The organism is Mycobacterium sp. (assembly GCF_044223235.1).
Lineage (GTDB): Bacteria > Actinomycetota > Actinomycetes > Mycobacteriales > Mycobacteriaceae > Mycobacterium.
The window spans coordinates 1-17502 of the sequence record NZ_JBGAME010000001.1 but is presented as its reverse complement, the minus strand read 5'-3'; the positions used below and the strand labels follow the sequence as shown (position 1 = coordinate 17502).

Here is a 17502-nt window from a genome sequence, read left to right as displayed (position 1 = left end):
CCGGGTGTCGTGCCCGCGGCGGCGTGCGGGCGCAACCATGGACTCACCCGTTCCGCGGCGAGAAACCGCGCCCTTCCGCGATATGCGTGTTGACGTGGGCGCGATTGAATTCTAGGCTATCCCGCAGTTGATATATTAGTTGAATCTCAACTGGAATGTCAGAAAGGCGACATGACCCTCGACACCGACGCCCGCGCAACCGCATCCGCAGCCAATCCGATCCTCGGCGAGGCCTTGGCCGAACTCGATCCGGAGGTGCACCGGGCGATTGCGAATGAACTGCTCCGCCAGCAAAGCACCCTGGAGATGATCGCGAGTGAGAACTTCGCGCCGCTGGCGGTAATGCAGGCGCAGGGCTCGGTGCTGACCAACAAGTACGCCGAGGGCTACCCCGGACGGCGCTACTACGGCGGCTGCGAGCATGTCGACGTGACCGAGCAACTCGCCATCGACCGCGTCACCCGGCTCTTCGGCGCCACCTACGCCAACGTGCAGCCACACTCGGGCGCCCAGGCCAACGCCGCGGTCATGGCGGCACTGCTGTCCCCCGGTGACACCATCCTTGGCCTCGCCCTCCCGCACGGCGGTCACCTCACCCATGGGATGAAGCTGAACTTCTCCGGCAAGCTCTACGATGTCGCCGCCTACCACGTGACCGAAAACGACCACCGGGTGGATATGGCCGAGGTCGAAAGTGTTGCGCGGCAACGTCGGCCGAAGCTGATCCTGGCTGGGTGGTCGGCCTATCCGCGTCATCTCGACTTCGCGGAGTTCCGACGGATCGCCGATGAGGTGGACGCCTACCTGATGGTCGATATGGCCCACTTCGCCGGGTTGGTGGCCGCCGGGCTGCACCCCTCCCCCGTCCCGCACGCGCACGTCGTCACCTCCACAACGCACAAGACCCTTGGCGGTCCGCGTGGCGGCATCATCCTGACCAACGACGAAGCGCTGGCCAAGAAGTTCAATTCCTCGGTGTTTCCCGGCCAGCAGGGCGGGCCGCTCGAGCACGTCATCGCCGCCAAGGCGGTGTCGTTCAAGCTCGCCGGTGAGCCGGAGTTCCGGGGACGCCAGCAGCGCACCATCGACGGCGCCAGGATCCTCGCCGAGCGCCTGCTGCAGGAGGATTCACGAGCTGCGGGGATCAGCGTGGTCTCCGGCGGCACGGACGTGCATCTGGTGCTGGTCGACCTGCGCGCCTCCGAACTCGACGGCAGGCAGGCCGAAGACCGGCTGCATCGGGTGGGGATCACGGTGAACCGCAACGCGGTTCCGTTCGATCCTCGGCCGCCGATGGTCAGCTCGGGCGTGCGGATCGGCACCGCCGCCCTGGCCACCCGCGGCTTCGACCTCGAAGCGTTCGCAGAGGTCGCCGACGTCATCAGCCTCGCGCTGCGGCCCGGCACCGACGACATCGCCCTCGACACCCTACGAGGCCGCGTCGACACGCTGAGCCGGCGATTCCCGCTCTACCCCACCCTCACGGAGAGCACGCTGTGACAACGCATTCCACGCCGGCGACCCCGCCCGGCGCGCACCTGCCCGACCATCCCGAGTTCCTTTGGCGCACACCCGATCCGAAGGCGTCGTACGACGTGGTCATCGTGGGCGGCGGCGGGCACGGTCTGGCCACGGCACACTATCTGGCCAAGAACCACGGCATCACCAACGTCGCGGTGCTGGAGCGTGGGTGGCTGGCGGGCGGCAACATGGCCCGCAACACCACCCTGATCCGGTCCAACTACCTGTGGGACGAGAGCGCCCTGATCTACGAGCACGCGCTCAAGCTGTGGGAGGGCCTCGAAGAGGATCTGGAGTACCCGATCCTGTTCAGCCAACGCGGCGTTCTCAATCTCGCCCACAGCCTGCAGGACGTCCGCGACAGCGTCCGTCGGGTGGAGGCCAACAAACTCAACGGCATCGACGCGCAGTGGGTGGATCCCGACGAGGTCAAGAAGCTGTGCCCGATCGTCAACATCTCCAGCGATATTCGCTACCCGGTGCTCGGTGCGACCTATCAGCCCCGCGCGGGTATCGCGAAGCACGACTATGTCGCGTGGGGGTTCGCCCGCCGCGCCGACGAAGCCGGCGTCGACATCATCCAGAACTGTGAAGTCACCGGATTCGTCACCGACGGCGACCGCGTGACGGGTGTTCGCACCACCCGCGGCGACATTTCCGCCGGGCAGGTCGCGTTGTGCGCGGCGGGCCACACCTCGACGTTGACCGACATGCTCGGCATCCGCACGCCGCTGCAGAGCCACCCGCTGCAAGCCCTGGTGTCCGAGCTGCTCGAGCCGGTGCATCCGACGGTGGTGATGTCGAATGCGGTGCACGTCTACGTTTCCCAGGCGCACAAGGGTGAGTTGGTGATGGGCGCCGGCGTCGACTCCTACAACGGCTACGGGCAACGCGGTGCGTTCCACATCATCGAGCGCCAGATGGCCGCCGCGGTGGAGTTGTTCCCCGTCTTTGCCCGGGCGCATCTGCTGCGGACCTGGGCGGGCATCGTGGACGTCTGTCCCGACGCGTCGCCGATCGTCGGACACACACCCTACGAGAATCTGTTCCTCAATGCGGGTTGGGGCACCGGCGGATTCAAGGTAACTCCCGGCCTGGGCTGGTGCCTGGCGGACACCATCGCCACCGGCACCATGCACGAGTACATCGCGCCGTTCAGCCTGGACCGCTTCGTCACCGGCGCACTGGTCGACGAACACGGCGCCGCCGGCGTCGCGCACTGACGTCCACCCCTCCAGCACAGGAAACGACATGCAACTCATCGAATGCCCGTGGTGCGGACCGCGTGAGGAGACCGAATTCCACTACGGTGGCCAGGCCCACGTCGCCTATCCGGACGATCCGCAGGCGCTGACCGACGAACAGTGGGCGCAGTACGTGTTCTTTCGCGCCAACCCGAAGGGGCTCTTCGCCGAGCGGTGGAGCCACAGCGCGGGCTGCCGGCGCTGGTTCAACGCCGTCCGCGACACCGCCACCTACCGATTCCACCGCGTATACCGCGTGGGAGAGCCGAGGCCGACGATCTGATGAACGCACCCTTCCGCACCCCGCAGGGCGGCCGTGTCGACCGCGACGCCGTGTACACCTTCACCTTCAACGACCGCGAGTACGCCGGACACCCCGGCGACACGCTGGCCTCGGCACTGCTCGCCAACGGCGTGCACCAGGTGACCACCAGCATCAAACTGGGCCGACCCCGTGGCTTCACCGCCGCCTGGGCCGAGGACACCGGCGGGCTGGTCCAGGTCGAGCACCCCTTCCCCGAGCCCATGCTGCTGGCCACCACCGTCGAACTGTTCGACGGCCTTGTGGCACGCGGCATCCCGGGCCAGGGACGGCTCGCCGAGGTACCCGACACCGCCACCTACGATGCCACCCACGTCCACACCGACGTGCTGATCGCCGGGGCGGGTCCGGCGGGCCTGGCCGCCGCGCTGACCGCAGCGCGGGCAGGGGCACGGGTGGTGCTGATCGACGAACAGAGCGAAGCGGGCGGGGCGCTGCTGGGCAGCACCGACACCATCGACGGCAGGGCTGCCCTGGACTGGGTCGCCGGCGCCGTCGCTGAACTGGCCACCTTCCCCGACGTGCTGCACCTGCAGCGCACCACGGCGTTCGGCCACTACGACGACGGCTTCATCCTCGCCGTGCAGCGCCGCACCGACCACCTCGGCGCGGAAGCTCCGGCGGCGATCAGCAGGCAGCGGGTGTGGCGGATCCGGGCCAGGCGCATCATCATCGCCGCCGGCGCCCACGAACGTCCGGTGGTGTTCACCGACAACGACCGTCCCGGCATCATGCTCGCGCACGGAGCCCGGACCTTCCTGCACCGCTACGGCGTCACGGTCGGCGCACAGGCCGTCGTATTCACCACCAACGACAGCGCTTACCTCGCCGCACTCGATCTTCACGACGCGGGCGTGCGGATCAACGCGATCGTCGATGTTCGTTCCGACGTACCCGTCGACCTGCGCGAGGCGTGCGCCACCCGCGGGATCGACATCCACACCGAATCGGTGATCAGTGGCACCCACGGCGATGACCGCGTCACCCACGCCCTGGTGTCGCACACCGGTTCGGCTGCCTCCCAACCGGTTCCGTGCGATGCGCTGCTGGTCAGCGGCGGCTGGAATCCGGCGGTACATCTGTACAGCCAGGCGCGCGGCACACTGCGCTATGACGACGGCCTCGGCGCGTTCGTCCCCGATGCAGCCCTCGACGGGGTCAGCGTCGTCGGTTCGGCCGACGGCGTGTTCGACCTGCCGGGGTGCCTGCGCTCCGGACGTGAGGCGGCCGCGGCGGCGATCGCCGATCTCGGGCTCATCGGCACGCCGGAACCGATTGTCGGCGAGTCGGATTCGGTACGCGACGCCGCCGCGGGTGCGGTGGTGTGGCGGGTGGCCGGCGTGAGCGGTGCGGCCCGCCAGTTCGTCGACGTCCAGCGCGACGCGACGGTTGCCGACCTGGTGCGCGCGGTCGGTGCCGGTATGCGTTCGATGGAGCACATCAAGCGCTACACCACCATCGGCACCGCCCACGACCAGGGCAAGACCTCCGGAGTGGTGGCGTCGGGGATCACCGCCGAACTGCTCGGCGTCCCGGTCCAGAGCCTCGGCGTGACGACGTTCCGGGCACCCTACACACCGGTGGGGTTCGCGACGCTGGCCGGCCGAAACCGCGGCAGGCGCTTCGATCCGGAACGCGTTACCGCCGTTCATGACTGGCATGTCGCCCGCGGTGCGGTGTTCGAGGATGTGGGCCAGTGGAAGCGGCCTCGCTACTACCCGGAGCCGGGGGAAGACATGGAAACCGCCGTACTGCGCGAATGCGCGGCCGTGCGCCGTGGCGTGGGGATCCTCGACGGCTCCACGCTCGGCAAGATCGACGTGCAGGGGCCCGACGCGGCGCAGTTCCTCGACCTGCTCTACACGAACATGATGAGCACTCTCAAGGTGGGCATGCTGCGCTACGGGGTGATGTGCGGCGTCGACGGGATGGTCATCGACGACGGCACGGTGATGCGGCTGGCCGACGACAGATTCCAGGCATTCACCACCACCGGCGGCGCCGCCAAGATCCTGGACTGGATGGAGGAGTGGCTGCAGACCGAGTGGCCGCACCTGCGGGTGCGGTTGACCTCGGTCACCGAGCAATGGCACACGTTCCCCGTGGCGGGCCCCAAGTCGCGCGACGTCATCGGCGCCGTCTTCCCCGATGTCGACGTGAGCAACGACGCGTTCCCGTTCATGGCGTGGCGGGACACCAGGCTAGACCGCGGACGCGAGGAGCATAAAAAGGACGGCGTACACGTCCGGATCGGCCGAGTCAGTTTCTCCGGCGAGCTCGCCTACGAGGTCAACGTCATGGGCTGGTATGCGGCGGCGGTGTGGGAGAAGCTGATCGCCGCTGGTGCTCGCTACGGGATCACGCCGTACGGCACCGAGACGATGCACGTGCTGCGCGCCGAGAAGGGTTACCCGATCATCGGGCAGGACACCGACGGCACCGTCACCCCACAGGATCTCGGCATGAGCTGGGCGGTGTCGAAGAAGAAACCGGACTTCATCGGCAAGCGGTCGTTCACCCGCAGCGAGAACCTCAATCCCCTGCGCAAGCAGTTCGTCGGGTTGCTGCCCACCGACGCCGAGACGGTGCTGCCCGAGGGCTCCCAGATCATCGAGCACACGGCGGACGGTGTGCTACCCCCGCCCCCGGTGCCGATGCTCGGCCACGTCACGTCCAGCTACCGCAGCGCCGAACTGGGTCGCCCGTTCGCGCTGGCATTGGTCAAGGGCGGTCACGCCCGCATCGGCGACACCCTGCACGTCCCCGTGGACGGAACGCTTGTGCCCGTCGAGGTCACCGGCAGCGTCCTGGTCGATCCCGAAGGAGCACGCCGCGATGGCTGACACCCTCATCCGCCGGAGTCCGTTGCAGGGCTGGGAATCCCGCTTCGCGGATCTGCCCGAGTCGGCGCGCGTCAGCGAGGAACCCTTCACCGCCATGGTCGATCTGTGGGTCGACCCGGGCGGGCCCGACGGCGCCGCCGCCGCAGGGGCTCTCGGCATCGCCGCCCTACCGGCCACCCCGTCGACCGTGATCGACGGCCCGGACGTCACGGTGCTGTGGATGGGTCCGCAGGAACGGCTGGTCACCTCGACGGCTCTGGCCGGCGAGGAACTCGAGACCCGACTTCGGGACGCCGTGGGCGATCACGGCGGCGCGGCGGTGGACGTCTCCGCGCAGCGCACCGCTATGCGGCTGCGTGGCGCACGCGCCCGTGATGTGCTGGCCAAGGGCTGCTCGCTGGATCTGCATCCCCGGGTGTTCGGCACAGGCGCCGCGGCGCAGACCATGCTAGGCCAGGCCGCCGTTGTGCTGATCCCGTTGGACCACAACGGAACCGACTACCGGATCCTGGTCCGGTCCTCCTTCGCGGGGTACCTGGCGGACTGGCTGATCGACGCCGCTGAGGAGTTCGGCGTCGACTGGTAGCTCCGTGGGGTGCATGAGACACGCTGCTCTAGGCTCAGCGGCGCCGGAATACGCTCGTGGCGTGCGGTACCCCGCACGAACGGAGCCGACCGCGGGGACGTGGTCGGTTAGCATTCCGGCATGTCGGTTGACCTTCTGAACGGTATTCCACGCGCCGACCCCGCTCGCGTACTACACCGACGGTGACGACGTCATCTTGGTCGCGTCGAACTACGGCCAGGCCAGGCACCCGAATTGGTACTACAACCTTCTGAAGAATCCGCGATGCGAACTGTTCGCACACGGCCGAAGTGGGCGCTTTGTCGCCCGCGCCACGACCGGTGCCGATCACGATCGACTGTACTCGCTGGCTGAGCGCATGTACGTCAGCTTTCGCACGGACGCGGCGAGTACCGACGGCATTCGCACCATCCCGGTGCTGCGGCTGACGCCGGCCTGATTCCCGAAATCTCCCCGACACCTCAGTTCGCTTGAACCGATTTGCGGATCACGTACGGCAGCGTGCCACCGTGGGTGAGGTAGTCGATCTCATAGGTGGTGTCGATGCACACACCGAGCGCGATCGCCTCGCACCGGCCGTCGGTGCGCCGAATCTCCAGCAGTACCGGATTCATCCCCACCTTGAGCCGGTCCAGCCCGTGCAACCGCAACGCTTCGGAACCGTCCAGCTCGGGTACGGGCTGGGTGGCGGCGAACTTGACCGGGTGCTCGACGGCGCCGACGGCATCGGCCAGATCATCACCGACCACGCCGCCGATCTGGCCGCCACCGCGGCCCAGCAGTACGGAGTCAACCCCTGGTCCATTGCCGTGCCGTCGGGGCGGCACGGCACCGTCGTCCCCGACATCGCCAACACCGGCGTCGCCCGCGGAAAGGTCTATGCCGCAAAGGAACACGGCCAGCGCCTGCCTGAGGGCTGGGCCATCGATGCGTCCGGGATCCCGACCACCGACCCCCAGGCGGCGCTCGATGGAGAAGGGCTGCCCCGCCGTCCCCGGCGCGGAGATCCTGTTTCCCGGGGGAGTTGGAGAACCGTGCCGTGCAGCGGGCGGGCGGCACGGTGACGTTGGCCGAAGCAACCGTTGCCGAACTCAACACCCTCGCCGGTCGGGCGGGTGTGGCCACGTTGTAAGGTGCGGTGAAGGATGTATAGGCTGTTCGTGACACTCGACGTCCGGCCAGACAAGATCGATGAATTCGTGGACGCGATCACGACCAATGCGGCTGCACAGCGCGATGAGCCGGGTGTCTGGCGTTCGATGTCCACCGGGACCCCGAGACCGCTGTCCGCCTCTTGACGTGTCGCTCACTTGTGGCATCGGCACGGTCTAGCGCGTTGGCACGCGGTTACCGGTCGGTCGCCTTGACGCCGCCCGAATACTGACCTACTGTTGCTACACGACTTATATATCAGGCCGTCTAGCGCGTTCCGTCCGGAGAGGGGAAGCCGTGCCCACTCAGCAGTCGCCGTCCGGCCAGGCCCGACCGCTCGGCCCTCGGCATGACGGGGCGGCGGTTTCGGCGGTGACCCCATGACGATCAGTGTCTTCGAGCTGTTCTCGGTTGGTGTCGGGCCGTCGAGTTCCCACACCGTAGGACCCATGCGCGCCGCGGCGCGGTTCGTCGACGACCTCCGCACCATGGGCGCCTTCGACGAGGTCACCGACCTGCGGGTCGATCTGTACGGCTCACTGGCGGCGACGGGCGCCGGGCACGGCACGATGACCGCCGTCCTACTCGGGCTGGAGGGTCATCGGCCCGAGGACATCGAAACCGACCACATGGAGCAGCGCGTCGACGCCATGCGCGCGACGGGGCATATCGCGTTCGGCGGTTCACGCGACCTGGCTTTCGCCGAGACGGACATCGTGTTGCGACCGTTGACGGTCTTGCCGTTCCATCCCAACGGCATGACGTTGACCGCGTTGGGCGCCGACGGAACGGAACTCCATCGCCAAACCTACTTCTCCGTCGGAGGCGGTTTCGTCGTCACCGAGGCCGAAAGTCGGCAGCGGACAGCGGATTCAGCCAGTACCAGCGGCCTGCAGTTCGGCTCCGCGAAGGACATGCTCGAGCTGTGCAGCCGAAATGGCTGCAGCATAAGCGAACTCATGCTTGAGATCGAGAAGCAGAACCGCGCCGAGGACGAGATCCACGATCGGCTACTGCATATCCGTGACGTGATGGTCGAATGCGAAGAGCGCGGTATCACCCGCGACGGCTACCTGCCCGGGTCATTGCACGTGCGACGACGGGCGAAGGACTGGTACGAACGCCTCAGCGAAGAGGACCCCGAGCGGCGACCGGAGTTCGCGGAGGATTGGGTGAACCTGATCGCGCTGTCGGTCAACGAGGAGAATGCCTCCGGAGGGCGGATTGTCACCGCTCCGACGAACGGCGCCGCCGGAATCGTGCCCGCGGTGATGCACTACGCGACGCACTACACGCCCGCAGGTCGGCGCGATCCCGACGGAACCGCAATTCGCTTCCTTCTCACCGCGGGAGCGATCGGCTCGCTCTACAAGGAACGCGCGTCGATCTCGGGAGCCGAGGTCGGCTGCCAGGGCGAAGTGGGGTCCGCGGCCTCGATGGCCGCCGGCGGTCTAGCTGAGATCCTCGGCGGCACACCGGAACAGGTGGAGAACGCCGCCGAGATCGCCATGGAGCACAGCCTCGGACTGACCTGTGACCCCATCGGGGGTCTCGTGCAGATCCCCTGCATCGAACGCAATGCGATCTCGGCGGGCAAGGCGATCAACGCCGCCCGGATGGCCCTGCGGGGTGACGGCACCCACCACGTCACCCTCGACCAAGTCATCGAGACGATGCGCACGACGGGTGCCGACATGCACTCCAAGTACAAGGAGACCTCCACCGGGGGTCTGGCGGTGAACGTGCCGGTCAACTACGTCGAGTGCTGACTCGCCATCGCCGAGGCCCGGGTTACGGGGCGTCCGACTCGGGCGGGGCCGAACCCCGGCCGCGGCCCGGCGGCCCGGGGAGGTTGAGGTCGAACCGCACGCCCAGCATGCGGATGAGGAAGCAGGCCGCCACAGCCACCAATGCGGTAGCCAAACCGTAGATGTCCAGCGCCATGGCAGCGACGGTGATCGCCGCGGCCACCAAAGCAGGGATCGCGTACAACTCGTGGCGCAACACCACGGGAACCTGCATGATCATGATGTCGCGGATCGTCCCTCCGCCGACGCCGGTGATGACACCGAGCAGCAGCGCCGGCGCGATGCCGAGGCCGTAGTCGATCGCCTTGCTCGCGCCGATGACGGCGAAGACACTCAGCCCGATCGCATCGAAGACCGTGATGGGTGTCTCGAGCCGAGAAAGCCGCTTGCTGAGGAAGAACGCCAGTAACCCGCCGGCGAACCCGAGTGCGAAGTACCGCCAGTCGCCGAACGTGGCGGGCGGTACCGCACCGATGCAGAGGTCACGAATGATCCCGCCGCCCAGGGCCGTAATCATGCCCAGAGTCACCACACCCAGGATGTCGAGACTCGCCGCGCGCACCGCTGTCAGCGCTCCGTTGAGCCCGAATGCGAAAGTACCGGCCAGATCCAGCACCAGCAGCAGCGGTGGTTGCGTCGTCACCTGACATGCCTATCACGGGCGAAGATCGAACGAGCTGGGCATTGCTCAGCCAACCGATCGATCGGCCATCGTCCCCGACATGAACTGACGCAAAGGCATCGAAGCTGCCCTTCGAACCAGCCCGGGAAACCTTCGGGCTACTGCAACGACCAATCTGTCGGCCGACCGTCGATCCTGGTGGGAGCCCCACGCCACTGTGCGCCATGTGCCGGTGGGTGGTGCAGTGTCGGTTTCGAGTCGAGCCGCCGACACAGAGAAGGGTACGCCCTTGAGCACCAACGTTTCACGCTGTCCGAACCGGTAGCCCGCGCCGGCGACCGCAGTCATCACCGATTCCGCCACCAATGCCGTGCCCGGTTGCGCCCGGTCCATCAGCCGAGCTGCGACGATCACCGGCATCCCGATCGCGTCGTCGCCGAACGGCTGGTAGTCGCCGGCATTGACCCCGCAGCGCGTAACGAAACCGAATCGTGCAGCTATCCGGGTCAACGCCTGCGCACATTCCAGAGCGGACTCGCACTGGCGGAAAATCGCCAGATAGCCGTCACCAGTGAACTTTGTACACTCACCGTGGTGGCGGTCGATCTCTTCGCGAACGGCCGCATCGTGATCCCTGAGTAGCGACAACCAAGCGGAGTCCCCGACGCGAACCACGGTGCTGGTTGAATCAACGATGTCGATCATCAACATTGCGGCGAAATGCGATCCCGCAACGGCTTTCGCAGGATGCCGATGCAGTGCTATGAATTCGTTGATCGTTGAGGCGATTTCGGGGGACGCGGTCCCAGCGAAAGGAACATGGTCTGATCCTGGAAAGACGGTCAGCCGAGCATCGGGAATCAGGCTGGCCAAATACTCCGCTGAAGTTACCGGTATGAAGTCCTCGGCGCAGTGAATGACCAACGTCGGCGCGGCGACAGACTGTAGCACTCCAGAGATGTCGATCTCGCGCGTGCTTGCGACGGCGGCTCGCGCCATCCCCGGAGTGAGCGCCGACCGTTCGAACGAGGCATAGAGTCTGCGGTATAGGCCGCCCTCATGACGACTCGGCGCGAACAAGCGCAGTGAGTGTCCCCTGCCCCAATCCTCCGTCGCCGTTTCCCATATAGCCAATGTGCCTTCTGGGAGCGCACCCGGGCGGCCGTCGGGGATGCCCCGAGCGAACGTCGACATCAGGATCAGCCCGGAGACGCGTTCCGGGTACATCGCCGCGAAGACCGCCGCCGGCGGTCCACCATGGCAATGACCGATCACGATGGGCTGAGCAGCCCCAGCAGCGTCGAGGACGGCTGCGATGTCGCTGGATCGTACTTCGACGGTAGCCACCGTATCTGCGCGATCCGATAGACCGACTCCACGCTGGTCCATCACGATCAACCGGACTCCCGTAGCAATCTCACGCAGGAAACCCGCGACCTGCGGGTCACTCCACTGCAGGTCGAGATGGGACATCAGTCCCGGCACGAAGATGACGTCGACCGGTCCCTGCCCGACGACCTGGAATGCGACAGAACAGCCTGCACTATCGGCATACTGCGTTGCGGGACTCATCGCCACCCCCGTGTCTGTACATCGCTGAGTCCGAGTACATCAAGATTGTGGGGCTTTGACACTCTGTCCTGCAAGGCAGCGGGAACACGGCTCGCCGGCGGTTGGAGGCTGCCCGGATCCGCGCGGTGTCGAGTTGCCTCAGCTGCACCGCCTATCGATCCTCCGACGCCGCCGGGTCGGCCCGGGGACACGCCCGAAGTCGGTCCGACGCCTCAAGCGCCAGGCGTAGCTGGGGCCGCGCAGCCACCCGGCTGTGGCTGCGCCGCAGCATCGCGCTGCAGGCGAGGCGCGTACGTGCTTCTTCGAACAAATCCGCACTGCGGCAGTGCATCTCGTGCAGTCGAGTGCCGCTTGAACAACGATGTTCGTTCGGTGGGCTCGGGACAGGTCAGGGCGACCGCACGAAGCGCACGGGCCAACGCATTCGACCAATGACGGCCCTAGCCTGCACCAACGCCAAAGTTGACGGCATGTGAATACATCAAACCCGGCGTGGAGTTGAGGCCGGGTCTGCCGCAAGTGCGTGAAGTATGGTGCCGACCACTCGTTCCAAGAATTCCGGCGTTGTTTGTTGTCGGCGTCCGCAAATCCGCCAGAAGATGGGTCCGGCCATGAGGTCAATGGCGTACTCGATGTCGGCGTCTGCCGCGACCTCCCCTCGCGACGCGGCGGTGTTGATCATGCGCAGGGCATGTTCGCGGCGGGTTGCGGCCAGTCGATTCAGAGCCACCGCCAGGTCGGGATTGCGTTTGGCCTCGGCGAGAAGGTCAGGCAGGATCCGGCTCATCCGTGTGCCGCCAAGCCAGTCGTTTGCGCTGGAAACGAGATCGACGAGGTCTGTGCGTAGGTCCCCGGAGGTTTCCGCGCTGAGGGTGGGTGTACTGATGGTGGTGACGGCGTCGAGCACCATCTCCTGTTTGGACTGCCAGCGCCGATAGAGGGCGGCCTTTCCGGATCCGGCGCGTCGGGCCACGCTGTCCATCGACAGTTTCCCGTAGCCGACCTCGGCGAGTTCGTCGAGCACCGATTCGATGATGCCGTCGGTGACATCAGAGCGAAGCGCTGCGTTGCCGGCTCCGCGGGACATCAGCAGCTCACTCATCAACACACCGTAATAGACAGGCCGCCATTGGCATCCCAAAAACCTTCGACGAGACGGAACCATTCCGTTCCGCTACGCTACCAATCGTCCGTCCCAGCGCCACCGCGACAGGTCTGGTGCCTGGGTTTGCGAATTCGAAGGAGTGCGATGTCCGGTCAGGACCCACGGCGCGTCAACGCCGATCGGGTGATCGACACCCTGCTCGACAGCTTGCGGCGACACGATATGCGGGCGTTCGCCGACCAGTGGGCCGTCGATGGCGTGATGGAGTTCCCGTTTGCGCCGCCGGGATATCCCCGCCTGCTCGGCCGCGACGAGGTGTGGAACTACGTCAAGGATTACACCAAGGCCATCCGGTTGGACATCATCACCGAGGACACCCGCCATCACACCCTTGATCCCGAAACGGTGATCCTCGAGTTCTCCGTCGAGGGAGTCGCCGTACAGACCGGCAGCCCGTACCGGATGCGCTACATCTCGGTGATCACCGTAGGGCACCAGGGAATTCGGCTCTACCGCGACTACTGGAACCCCTTGGCGGTCACGGATTCCCTTGGTAACGCGGCACTGACCGAAACGTTCGGAGACAGCCCCCGATGAGTAAGTGCGCCACGATCCTCGTGACTGGGGCCACCGGCAACACCGGCGCTCGGATCGTTGAGGAACTGCGCCGCAAGGGGTTAACGGTACGGGCGGCCAGCCGCAACCCCGACCCCGCCGATCCGGACGCGGTGCGTTTTGACTGGGCCGACCAGGCGACGTTCGCCGTGGCGGTTGCCGGGGTCGACGCGGTCTATCTGGTTGCACCGATTGGCGCGGCGGACCCGGTGGCATCGGTGCAGCCATTCCTCGATCAGGCCGCCGCAGCTGGGGTCCGGCGCGTGGTCATGCTGAGCTCATCGGCCGTCGAACGCGGCGAACCAGGACTGGGCAAGATCCACGACCTGGTGGTGAAAATGTTCGCCGAGCACACAGTCCTGCGACCGTCGTGGTTCATGCAGAACTTCGTCGGGGCCCATCCGTTGGCCGATGGCATCCGCGATCACGGGCAGGTGGTGACCGCGACCGGGGAGGGACGTGTTGGATTCATCGACGCGGCCGATATCGCGGCCGTGGCCGCACAGGCGCTTATCGCTATGCCTCCGTTGGCCGATGAGCTCGTCCTGACCGGCCCGGAGTCACTGTCCTATCGGCAGGCTGCGCAGATCGTTTCCGAGGTGCTCCAGCGCCCCGTGGCCTACGTGGAGCTAACCGTCGACGAATTGGCCGCACGTCTTGTTGCCGCCGGTGCCGCTGCCGACTTCGCGGCCGGCCTGGCGGCGCTCGACGGACGGATCCGGTCGGGCGAACAGGATTTCACCACCGGCGCGGTCGCCGACGTCACGGGCCGTCCGCCAACGTCGCTGCGGAGGTTTCTCACCGCCCACGTCAGCCGGTGATCAGATTGCAGACACTTCACCCGATGTTAAGTGCATCTAGCCACGTTCGGGGCTTCACCACGCGCCCCACGCTGCGCGGGCGACACGGGATGGCGGCGTCGACTCATTGGCTAGCAACTGGTACCGCCCAGAGTGTGCTGGAACGCGGTGGCAATGCCTTCGACGCAGTCGTGGCGGGTTGTCTGGTACTGCATGTCGCCGAACCTCACCTCAACGGCCCGGGCGGCGACTTGGTCGGGTTGGTCGCAGTGGAGGGACGGAATCCTCGCGTGCTGGCCGGGCAGGGTCCTGCCCCCCGCCGGGCGTCGATCGAGCATATGCGGGGTTTGGGCCTGAACTCCGTGCCTGGTGCCGGCGGGCTCGCCGCGTCGGTTCCCGGCGCCTTCCCCGCGCTGCTGCTGCTATTACGTGATTGCGGCACATGGGAATTCGCCGATGTGGCCCAGTACGCGATGCAGTACGCGCATGACGGCGTACCCGTCGATGACCGATGGGCGGCGATCCTGCAGACGGTCGAGTCTCTGTTTCGCGAGCATTGGCCGTCGTCGTATGCGTTATGGATGCCTACCGGCCGGGCGCCCCGCGCCGGTGATGTGGTGACCAACCCGGTCTGGGCCGCCACACTGGAGCGTCTGGTCGCCGGCGCACGCGGCACCACCCGGGTCGAGCGCATCGACAGTGTGCACCGGCTGTGGCGTGAAGGATTTGTCGCACAAGAGCTTTCCGCGTTTCTGGCGGCTCCACACCGGCACGCCGACGGCGGTGACTACGCGGGAGTGTTGGGCGCCGAGGACATGGCGTCCTTCCGCGCCACATGGGAGGCGCCGGTGGAGTTGTCGTTCCGGGGTGTCGAGGTAGTGAAATCGGCCGCGTGGGCGTCCGGGCCGGTGATGCTGCAGGCGCTCGCCATCCTCTCGCAGTTCAGCGATGCCGAGCTGGACCCGTCGACCGCACAGGGGGTACATCTCGTTGCGGAGGCTTTCAAACTCGCGTTCGCCGACCGGGACGCGTATTACGGCGAATCCGGCCCCACTGTGCCTCTCCCTGACCTTCTCGACTCACACTACGCGCGTACGCGCGCGGCGATGATCGGCGATCGCGCCAGCGCGCAATGGCGACCCGGCATGGTGGCCGGCCGCACTCCGTTCACTCCGCCGCTGGCCACCGGAACCGACGGCGAAGTTGCAGGCGTGGGTGAGCCTACCGTGCGCGCTTCAGGCGAAACCCGCGGTGACACCTGCCATATCGATGTGGTCGACCGCAGCGGGAATATCGCGAGCATCACGCCGTCGGGCGGCTGGCTGCAGTCCTCACCGGCGGTGCCGGGGTTGGGTTTCTGCGCCGGTACCCGATTACAAATGACATGGCTCGACGAGACCTCCCCGGCCGCGTTGAGACCCGGTGCCCGGCCACGGACCACCCTGTCCCCGACGATGCTCATGTACAACGGCGACGTCGTCGAAGCGCTGGGCACACCCGGTGGCGATCAGCAGGACCAGTGGCAGGTGCCCTACATCCTGCGCCGGGTGATCGGCGGCGCGGCCCCGCAGGAGGCCATCGATGCCCCCGCCTTCCACACCACCCATCAGCCGAGTTCCTTCTGGCCACGGGTGTGGTCACCTGCCGGACTGGTCGTCGAGGACAGGCTCGGCCGTGACGCGATCGCCGCGCTGCGCGCCCGCGGCCACGACCTGAACCTGTCGGGACCGTGGTCGCTCGGTCGGCTGTCAGCCGTTGGCCGGAATCCCAGTACCGGGGAACTGACGGCTGCGGCCAACCCGCGTGGCGGCTTGGGATACGCGGCGGGCCGATGACACCGACACACCGACGGCGATCCGCGCCCTCATCAGGTGCCGGCGACCAGGCCCAAACGGTGACCGGCGCCCATCTGGAAATCATGCGCACCCGCTCCGAGAAACTCGCATGACACGAATCTGACACGACCACACCGGATTTAGCGTTACCCGACGAAGTCGTCGGCCACCATCAATTGCTTGCAACGCAATTCAGCGTATCTGCACGCAATCAACTACCAGGGAAGGTAACTCCATGACCGACAACCCAACGATTCCGCCGACCCCGGGCGACACACTGCTGTTCGAGAACGACCGGGTACGAGTCTGGGCCATGACGCTGGAGGGAAACGGTGGAATGTTCGACTACCATCAGCACTTCCACGATCATGTGGTGATCTGGCCCCATGCCGGCCGCGCCCAGGCTCAGCAGCTCGGCGATCCCGATTGGGGCCTGACCCAAGAGGCCGACCCCGGTTTCGTGCTGTACAAGACCGTCGGCAACCAGGCCCCGCTGACGCCGCATCGCATCCGCAACATCGGCACCGAGACCGTGGTCCACTACGTGGTCGAGTTGTTGGACCCGTCGCCCTCGGCGAGCGAGCAGCCGTGGGCGTGGAACCAGCACGGCCGCATCCTTGGCTTGAGCGAGTGAGCGCACGCCCGTGACTACCGAACCCACCATCGCGGCCCCCGCGAGCGCTCTGGCCCTGCGCGCCAATAGTATCGGCGTGACGGGCATGGTTTTCATGATCGTGGCGGCCACCGCCCCGCTCACCGCACTGGCCACCAACATCGCGGTCAGCCTGGCCTTCGGGGTGGGCGTGGGCACCGTCGGTTTGTTTGCCGTGGTGGCGTTGCTCTTGGCGACGTTCGCGGCGGGCTATCTGCTGTTGGCGCGCTATGTGCGTAGCGCGGGCGGGCAGGCCGCGTTCGTCAGCTTCGGCTTGGGCCGTCCTGCCGGCGCCGCGGCGGCGTTCGTCGCCACTGTCGCCTACAACGCTGCCGCAGCGGGCATGTCGGCGGCCACCGGCTTCTACGCATCGATGGCCATCGAATCCTATGTCGGGGTGAAGATTCCGTGGTTCATCTTTGCCGCCGCGACCCTCGTGCTGCTCGCAATTCTGGGCATGCGAGGCGTACATACCGCCGAAAAGGTCACCACCGCTTCGTCCGTGCTGCAGTTCGTGTTTGTCGGTGTATTGGCGGTCGCAGTGTGGATCGGCAACCCGCACGGATGGACGCTGCAACCGTTGTCTGCGGCTGAGATGTTCAGCGGCAATCTGGCGCTGAGTCTGGTCTTCATCCTGCTGTGCTTCGGTGGATTCGAAACGTCGACCATCTATTCCGAAGAGGCCCGCGGCGGACACCGCGCCATCGCACGCGCCACCTATATCGGGCTCGGCATGCTCACCGTGGTGTTCGTGATCTCGACTTGGACACTGGTCGCCGCTCATTCGGACGTGGTCGCTACGGCTGCTGACGATCCCGGAGCGCT

At 66.6% G+C, this 17502-nt stretch carries 16 protein-coding genes and 1 pseudogene; 13 read left to right on the top strand and 4 right to left on the bottom strand.

Annotated elements, in window-relative coordinates; translation table 11 throughout:
- The first annotated feature begins 171 nt into the window (after positions 1–171).
- From glyA to ADBZ6K_RS00060, 6 genes and pseudogenes are all read left to right on the top strand, one after another.
- Positions 172–1500: a serine hydroxymethyltransferase gene (gene glyA / locus ADBZ6K_RS00085; protein ID WP_526343806.1), complete on the top strand. Its 1329-nt coding sequence runs from the start codon at positions 172–174 to the stop codon at positions 1498–1500.
- Positions 1497–2744: a sarcosine oxidase subunit beta family protein gene (locus tag ADBZ6K_RS00080; protein WP_526343805.1), complete on the top strand. Its 1248-nt coding sequence runs from the start codon at positions 1497–1499 to the stop codon at positions 2742–2744. The genes glyA and ADBZ6K_RS00080 overlap by 4 nt, the downstream gene beginning before the upstream one ends.
- Positions 2745–2772: 28 nt before the next feature.
- On the top strand, positions 2773–3048 hold the full coding sequence (locus ADBZ6K_RS00075; protein ID WP_526343804.1) for a sarcosine oxidase subunit delta: 276 nt from the start codon (positions 2773–2775) through the stop codon (positions 3046–3048).
- On the top strand, positions 3048–5930 hold the full coding sequence (locus ADBZ6K_RS00070; protein ID WP_526343803.1) for a 2Fe-2S iron-sulfur cluster-binding protein: 2883 nt from the start codon (positions 3048–3050) through the stop codon (positions 5928–5930). Before ADBZ6K_RS00075 ends, ADBZ6K_RS00070 begins: the two co-directional genes overlap by 1 nt.
- On the top strand, positions 5923–6516 hold the full coding sequence (locus ADBZ6K_RS00065; protein WP_526343802.1) for a sarcosine oxidase subunit gamma: 594 nt from the start codon (positions 5923–5925) through the stop codon (positions 6514–6516). Before ADBZ6K_RS00070 ends, ADBZ6K_RS00065 begins: the two co-directional genes overlap by 8 nt.
- Before the next feature lie 169 nt (positions 6517–6685).
- Positions 6686–6955: pseudogene (locus ADBZ6K_RS00060) on the top strand (nitroreductase/quinone reductase family protein); the annotation flags it as partial.
- A 22-nt stretch (positions 6956–6977) separates the two neighbouring features.
- Here ADBZ6K_RS00060 and ADBZ6K_RS00055 read toward each other — a convergent pair.
- Entirely contained in the window at positions 6978–7166 is a 189-nt protein-coding gene (locus tag ADBZ6K_RS00055; RefSeq protein ID WP_526343801.1) for a hypothetical protein, read from the bottom strand.
- On the opposite strand from ADBZ6K_RS00055, the gene ADBZ6K_RS00050 reads away from it, so the two are divergent.
- Positions 7155–7580 carry an Ldh family oxidoreductase gene (locus ADBZ6K_RS00050; protein WP_526343800.1) on the top strand — a complete coding sequence of 142 codons (426 nt, stop codon included), beginning with the start codon at positions 7155–7157 and terminating at the stop codon, positions 7578–7580. The two genes, ADBZ6K_RS00055 and ADBZ6K_RS00050, sit on opposite strands and share 12 nt — an antisense overlap.
- A 468-nt stretch (positions 7581–8048) precedes the next feature.
- Positions 8049–9437, top strand: coding sequence for an L-serine ammonia-lyase (locus tag ADBZ6K_RS00045; RefSeq protein ID WP_526343799.1), 1389 nt, complete (start codon positions 8049–8051; stop codon positions 9435–9437).
- 22 nt (positions 9438–9459) lie between these two features.
- Here the strand turns inward: ADBZ6K_RS00045 and ADBZ6K_RS00040 are convergent, their stop codons facing one another.
- From ADBZ6K_RS00040 to ADBZ6K_RS00030, 3 genes are all read right to left on the bottom strand, one after another.
- Complete coding sequence (locus ADBZ6K_RS00040; protein WP_526343798.1) at positions 9460–10119, bottom strand: TRIC cation channel family protein; 660 nt, start codon at positions 10117–10119, stop codon at positions 9460–9462.
- 45 nt (positions 10120–10164) lie between these two features.
- Positions 10165–11670, bottom strand: coding sequence for an adenylate/guanylate cyclase domain-containing protein (locus tag ADBZ6K_RS00035; RefSeq protein WP_526344313.1), 1506 nt, complete (start codon positions 11668–11670; stop codon positions 10165–10167).
- A gap of 481 nt (positions 11671–12151) precedes the next feature.
- Entirely contained in the window at positions 12152–12772 is a 621-nt protein-coding gene (locus tag ADBZ6K_RS00030) for a TetR/AcrR family transcriptional regulator (RefSeq protein ID WP_526343797.1), read from the bottom strand.
- Positions 12773–12919: 147 nt separating this feature from the next.
- Here ADBZ6K_RS00030 and ADBZ6K_RS00025 point away from each other — a divergent pair, with 147 nt between their 5' ends.
- From ADBZ6K_RS00025 to ADBZ6K_RS00005, 5 genes are all read left to right on the top strand, one after another.
- On the top strand, positions 12920–13372 hold the full coding sequence (locus tag ADBZ6K_RS00025) for a nuclear transport factor 2 family protein (RefSeq protein WP_526343796.1): 453 nt from the start codon (positions 12920–12922) through the stop codon (positions 13370–13372).
- Positions 13369–14211, top strand: coding sequence for an NAD(P)H-binding protein (locus ADBZ6K_RS00020; RefSeq protein ID WP_526343795.1), 843 nt, complete (start codon positions 13369–13371; stop codon positions 14209–14211). Before ADBZ6K_RS00025 ends, ADBZ6K_RS00020 begins: the two co-directional genes overlap by 4 nt.
- Positions 14212–14234: 23 nt before the next feature.
- Positions 14235–16025 carry a gamma-glutamyltransferase family protein gene (locus ADBZ6K_RS00015; protein ID WP_526343794.1) on the top strand — a complete coding sequence of 597 codons (1791 nt, stop codon included), beginning with the start codon at positions 14235–14237 and terminating at the stop codon, positions 16023–16025.
- Positions 16026–16260: 235 nt separating this feature from the next.
- Positions 16261–16659, top strand: a complete 399-nt coding sequence (locus ADBZ6K_RS00010) for a hypothetical protein (RefSeq protein ID WP_526343793.1) — start codon at positions 16261–16263, stop codon at positions 16657–16659.
- Positions 16660–16669: 10 nt separating this feature from the next.
- Positions 16670–17502 (top strand): amino acid permease (locus tag ADBZ6K_RS00005; protein ID WP_526343792.1); only part of this gene is annotated, 833 nt, incomplete at its 3' end.

Coding starts and splice junctions, on each gene's coding strand:
- ADBZ6K_RS00075 (WP_526343804.1), top strand. CDS start 2,773: ATGCAACTCATCGAATGCCCGTGGTGCGGACCGCGTGAGGAGACCGAA.
- ADBZ6K_RS00030 (WP_526343797.1), bottom strand. CDS start 12,772: ATGAGTGAGCTGCTGATGTCCCGCGGAGCCGGCAACGCAGCGCTTCGC.
- ADBZ6K_RS00015 (WP_526343794.1), top strand. CDS start 14,235: ATGTTAAGTGCATCTAGCCACGTTCGGGGCTTCACCACGCGCCCCACG.
- ADBZ6K_RS00035 (WP_526344313.1), bottom strand. CDS start 11,670: ATGAGTCCCGCAACGCAGTATGCCGATAGTGCAGGCTGTTCTGTCGCA.
- glyA (WP_526343806.1), top strand. CDS start 172: ATGACCCTCGACACCGACGCCCGCGCAACCGCATCCGCAGCCAATCCG.
- ADBZ6K_RS00070 (WP_526343803.1), top strand. CDS start 3,048: ATGAACGCACCCTTCCGCACCCCGCAGGGCGGCCGTGTCGACCGCGAC.
- ADBZ6K_RS00010 (WP_526343793.1), top strand. CDS start 16,261: ATGACCGACAACCCAACGATTCCGCCGACCCCGGGCGACACACTGCTG.
- ADBZ6K_RS00065 (WP_526343802.1), top strand. CDS start 5,923: ATGGCTGACACCCTCATCCGCCGGAGTCCGTTGCAGGGCTGGGAATCC.
- ADBZ6K_RS00045 (WP_526343799.1), top strand. CDS start 8,049: ATGACGATCAGTGTCTTCGAGCTGTTCTCGGTTGGTGTCGGGCCGTCG.
- ADBZ6K_RS00025 (WP_526343796.1), top strand. CDS start 12,920: ATGTCCGGTCAGGACCCACGGCGCGTCAACGCCGATCGGGTGATCGAC.
- ADBZ6K_RS00020 (WP_526343795.1), top strand. CDS start 13,369: ATGAGTAAGTGCGCCACGATCCTCGTGACTGGGGCCACCGGCAACACC.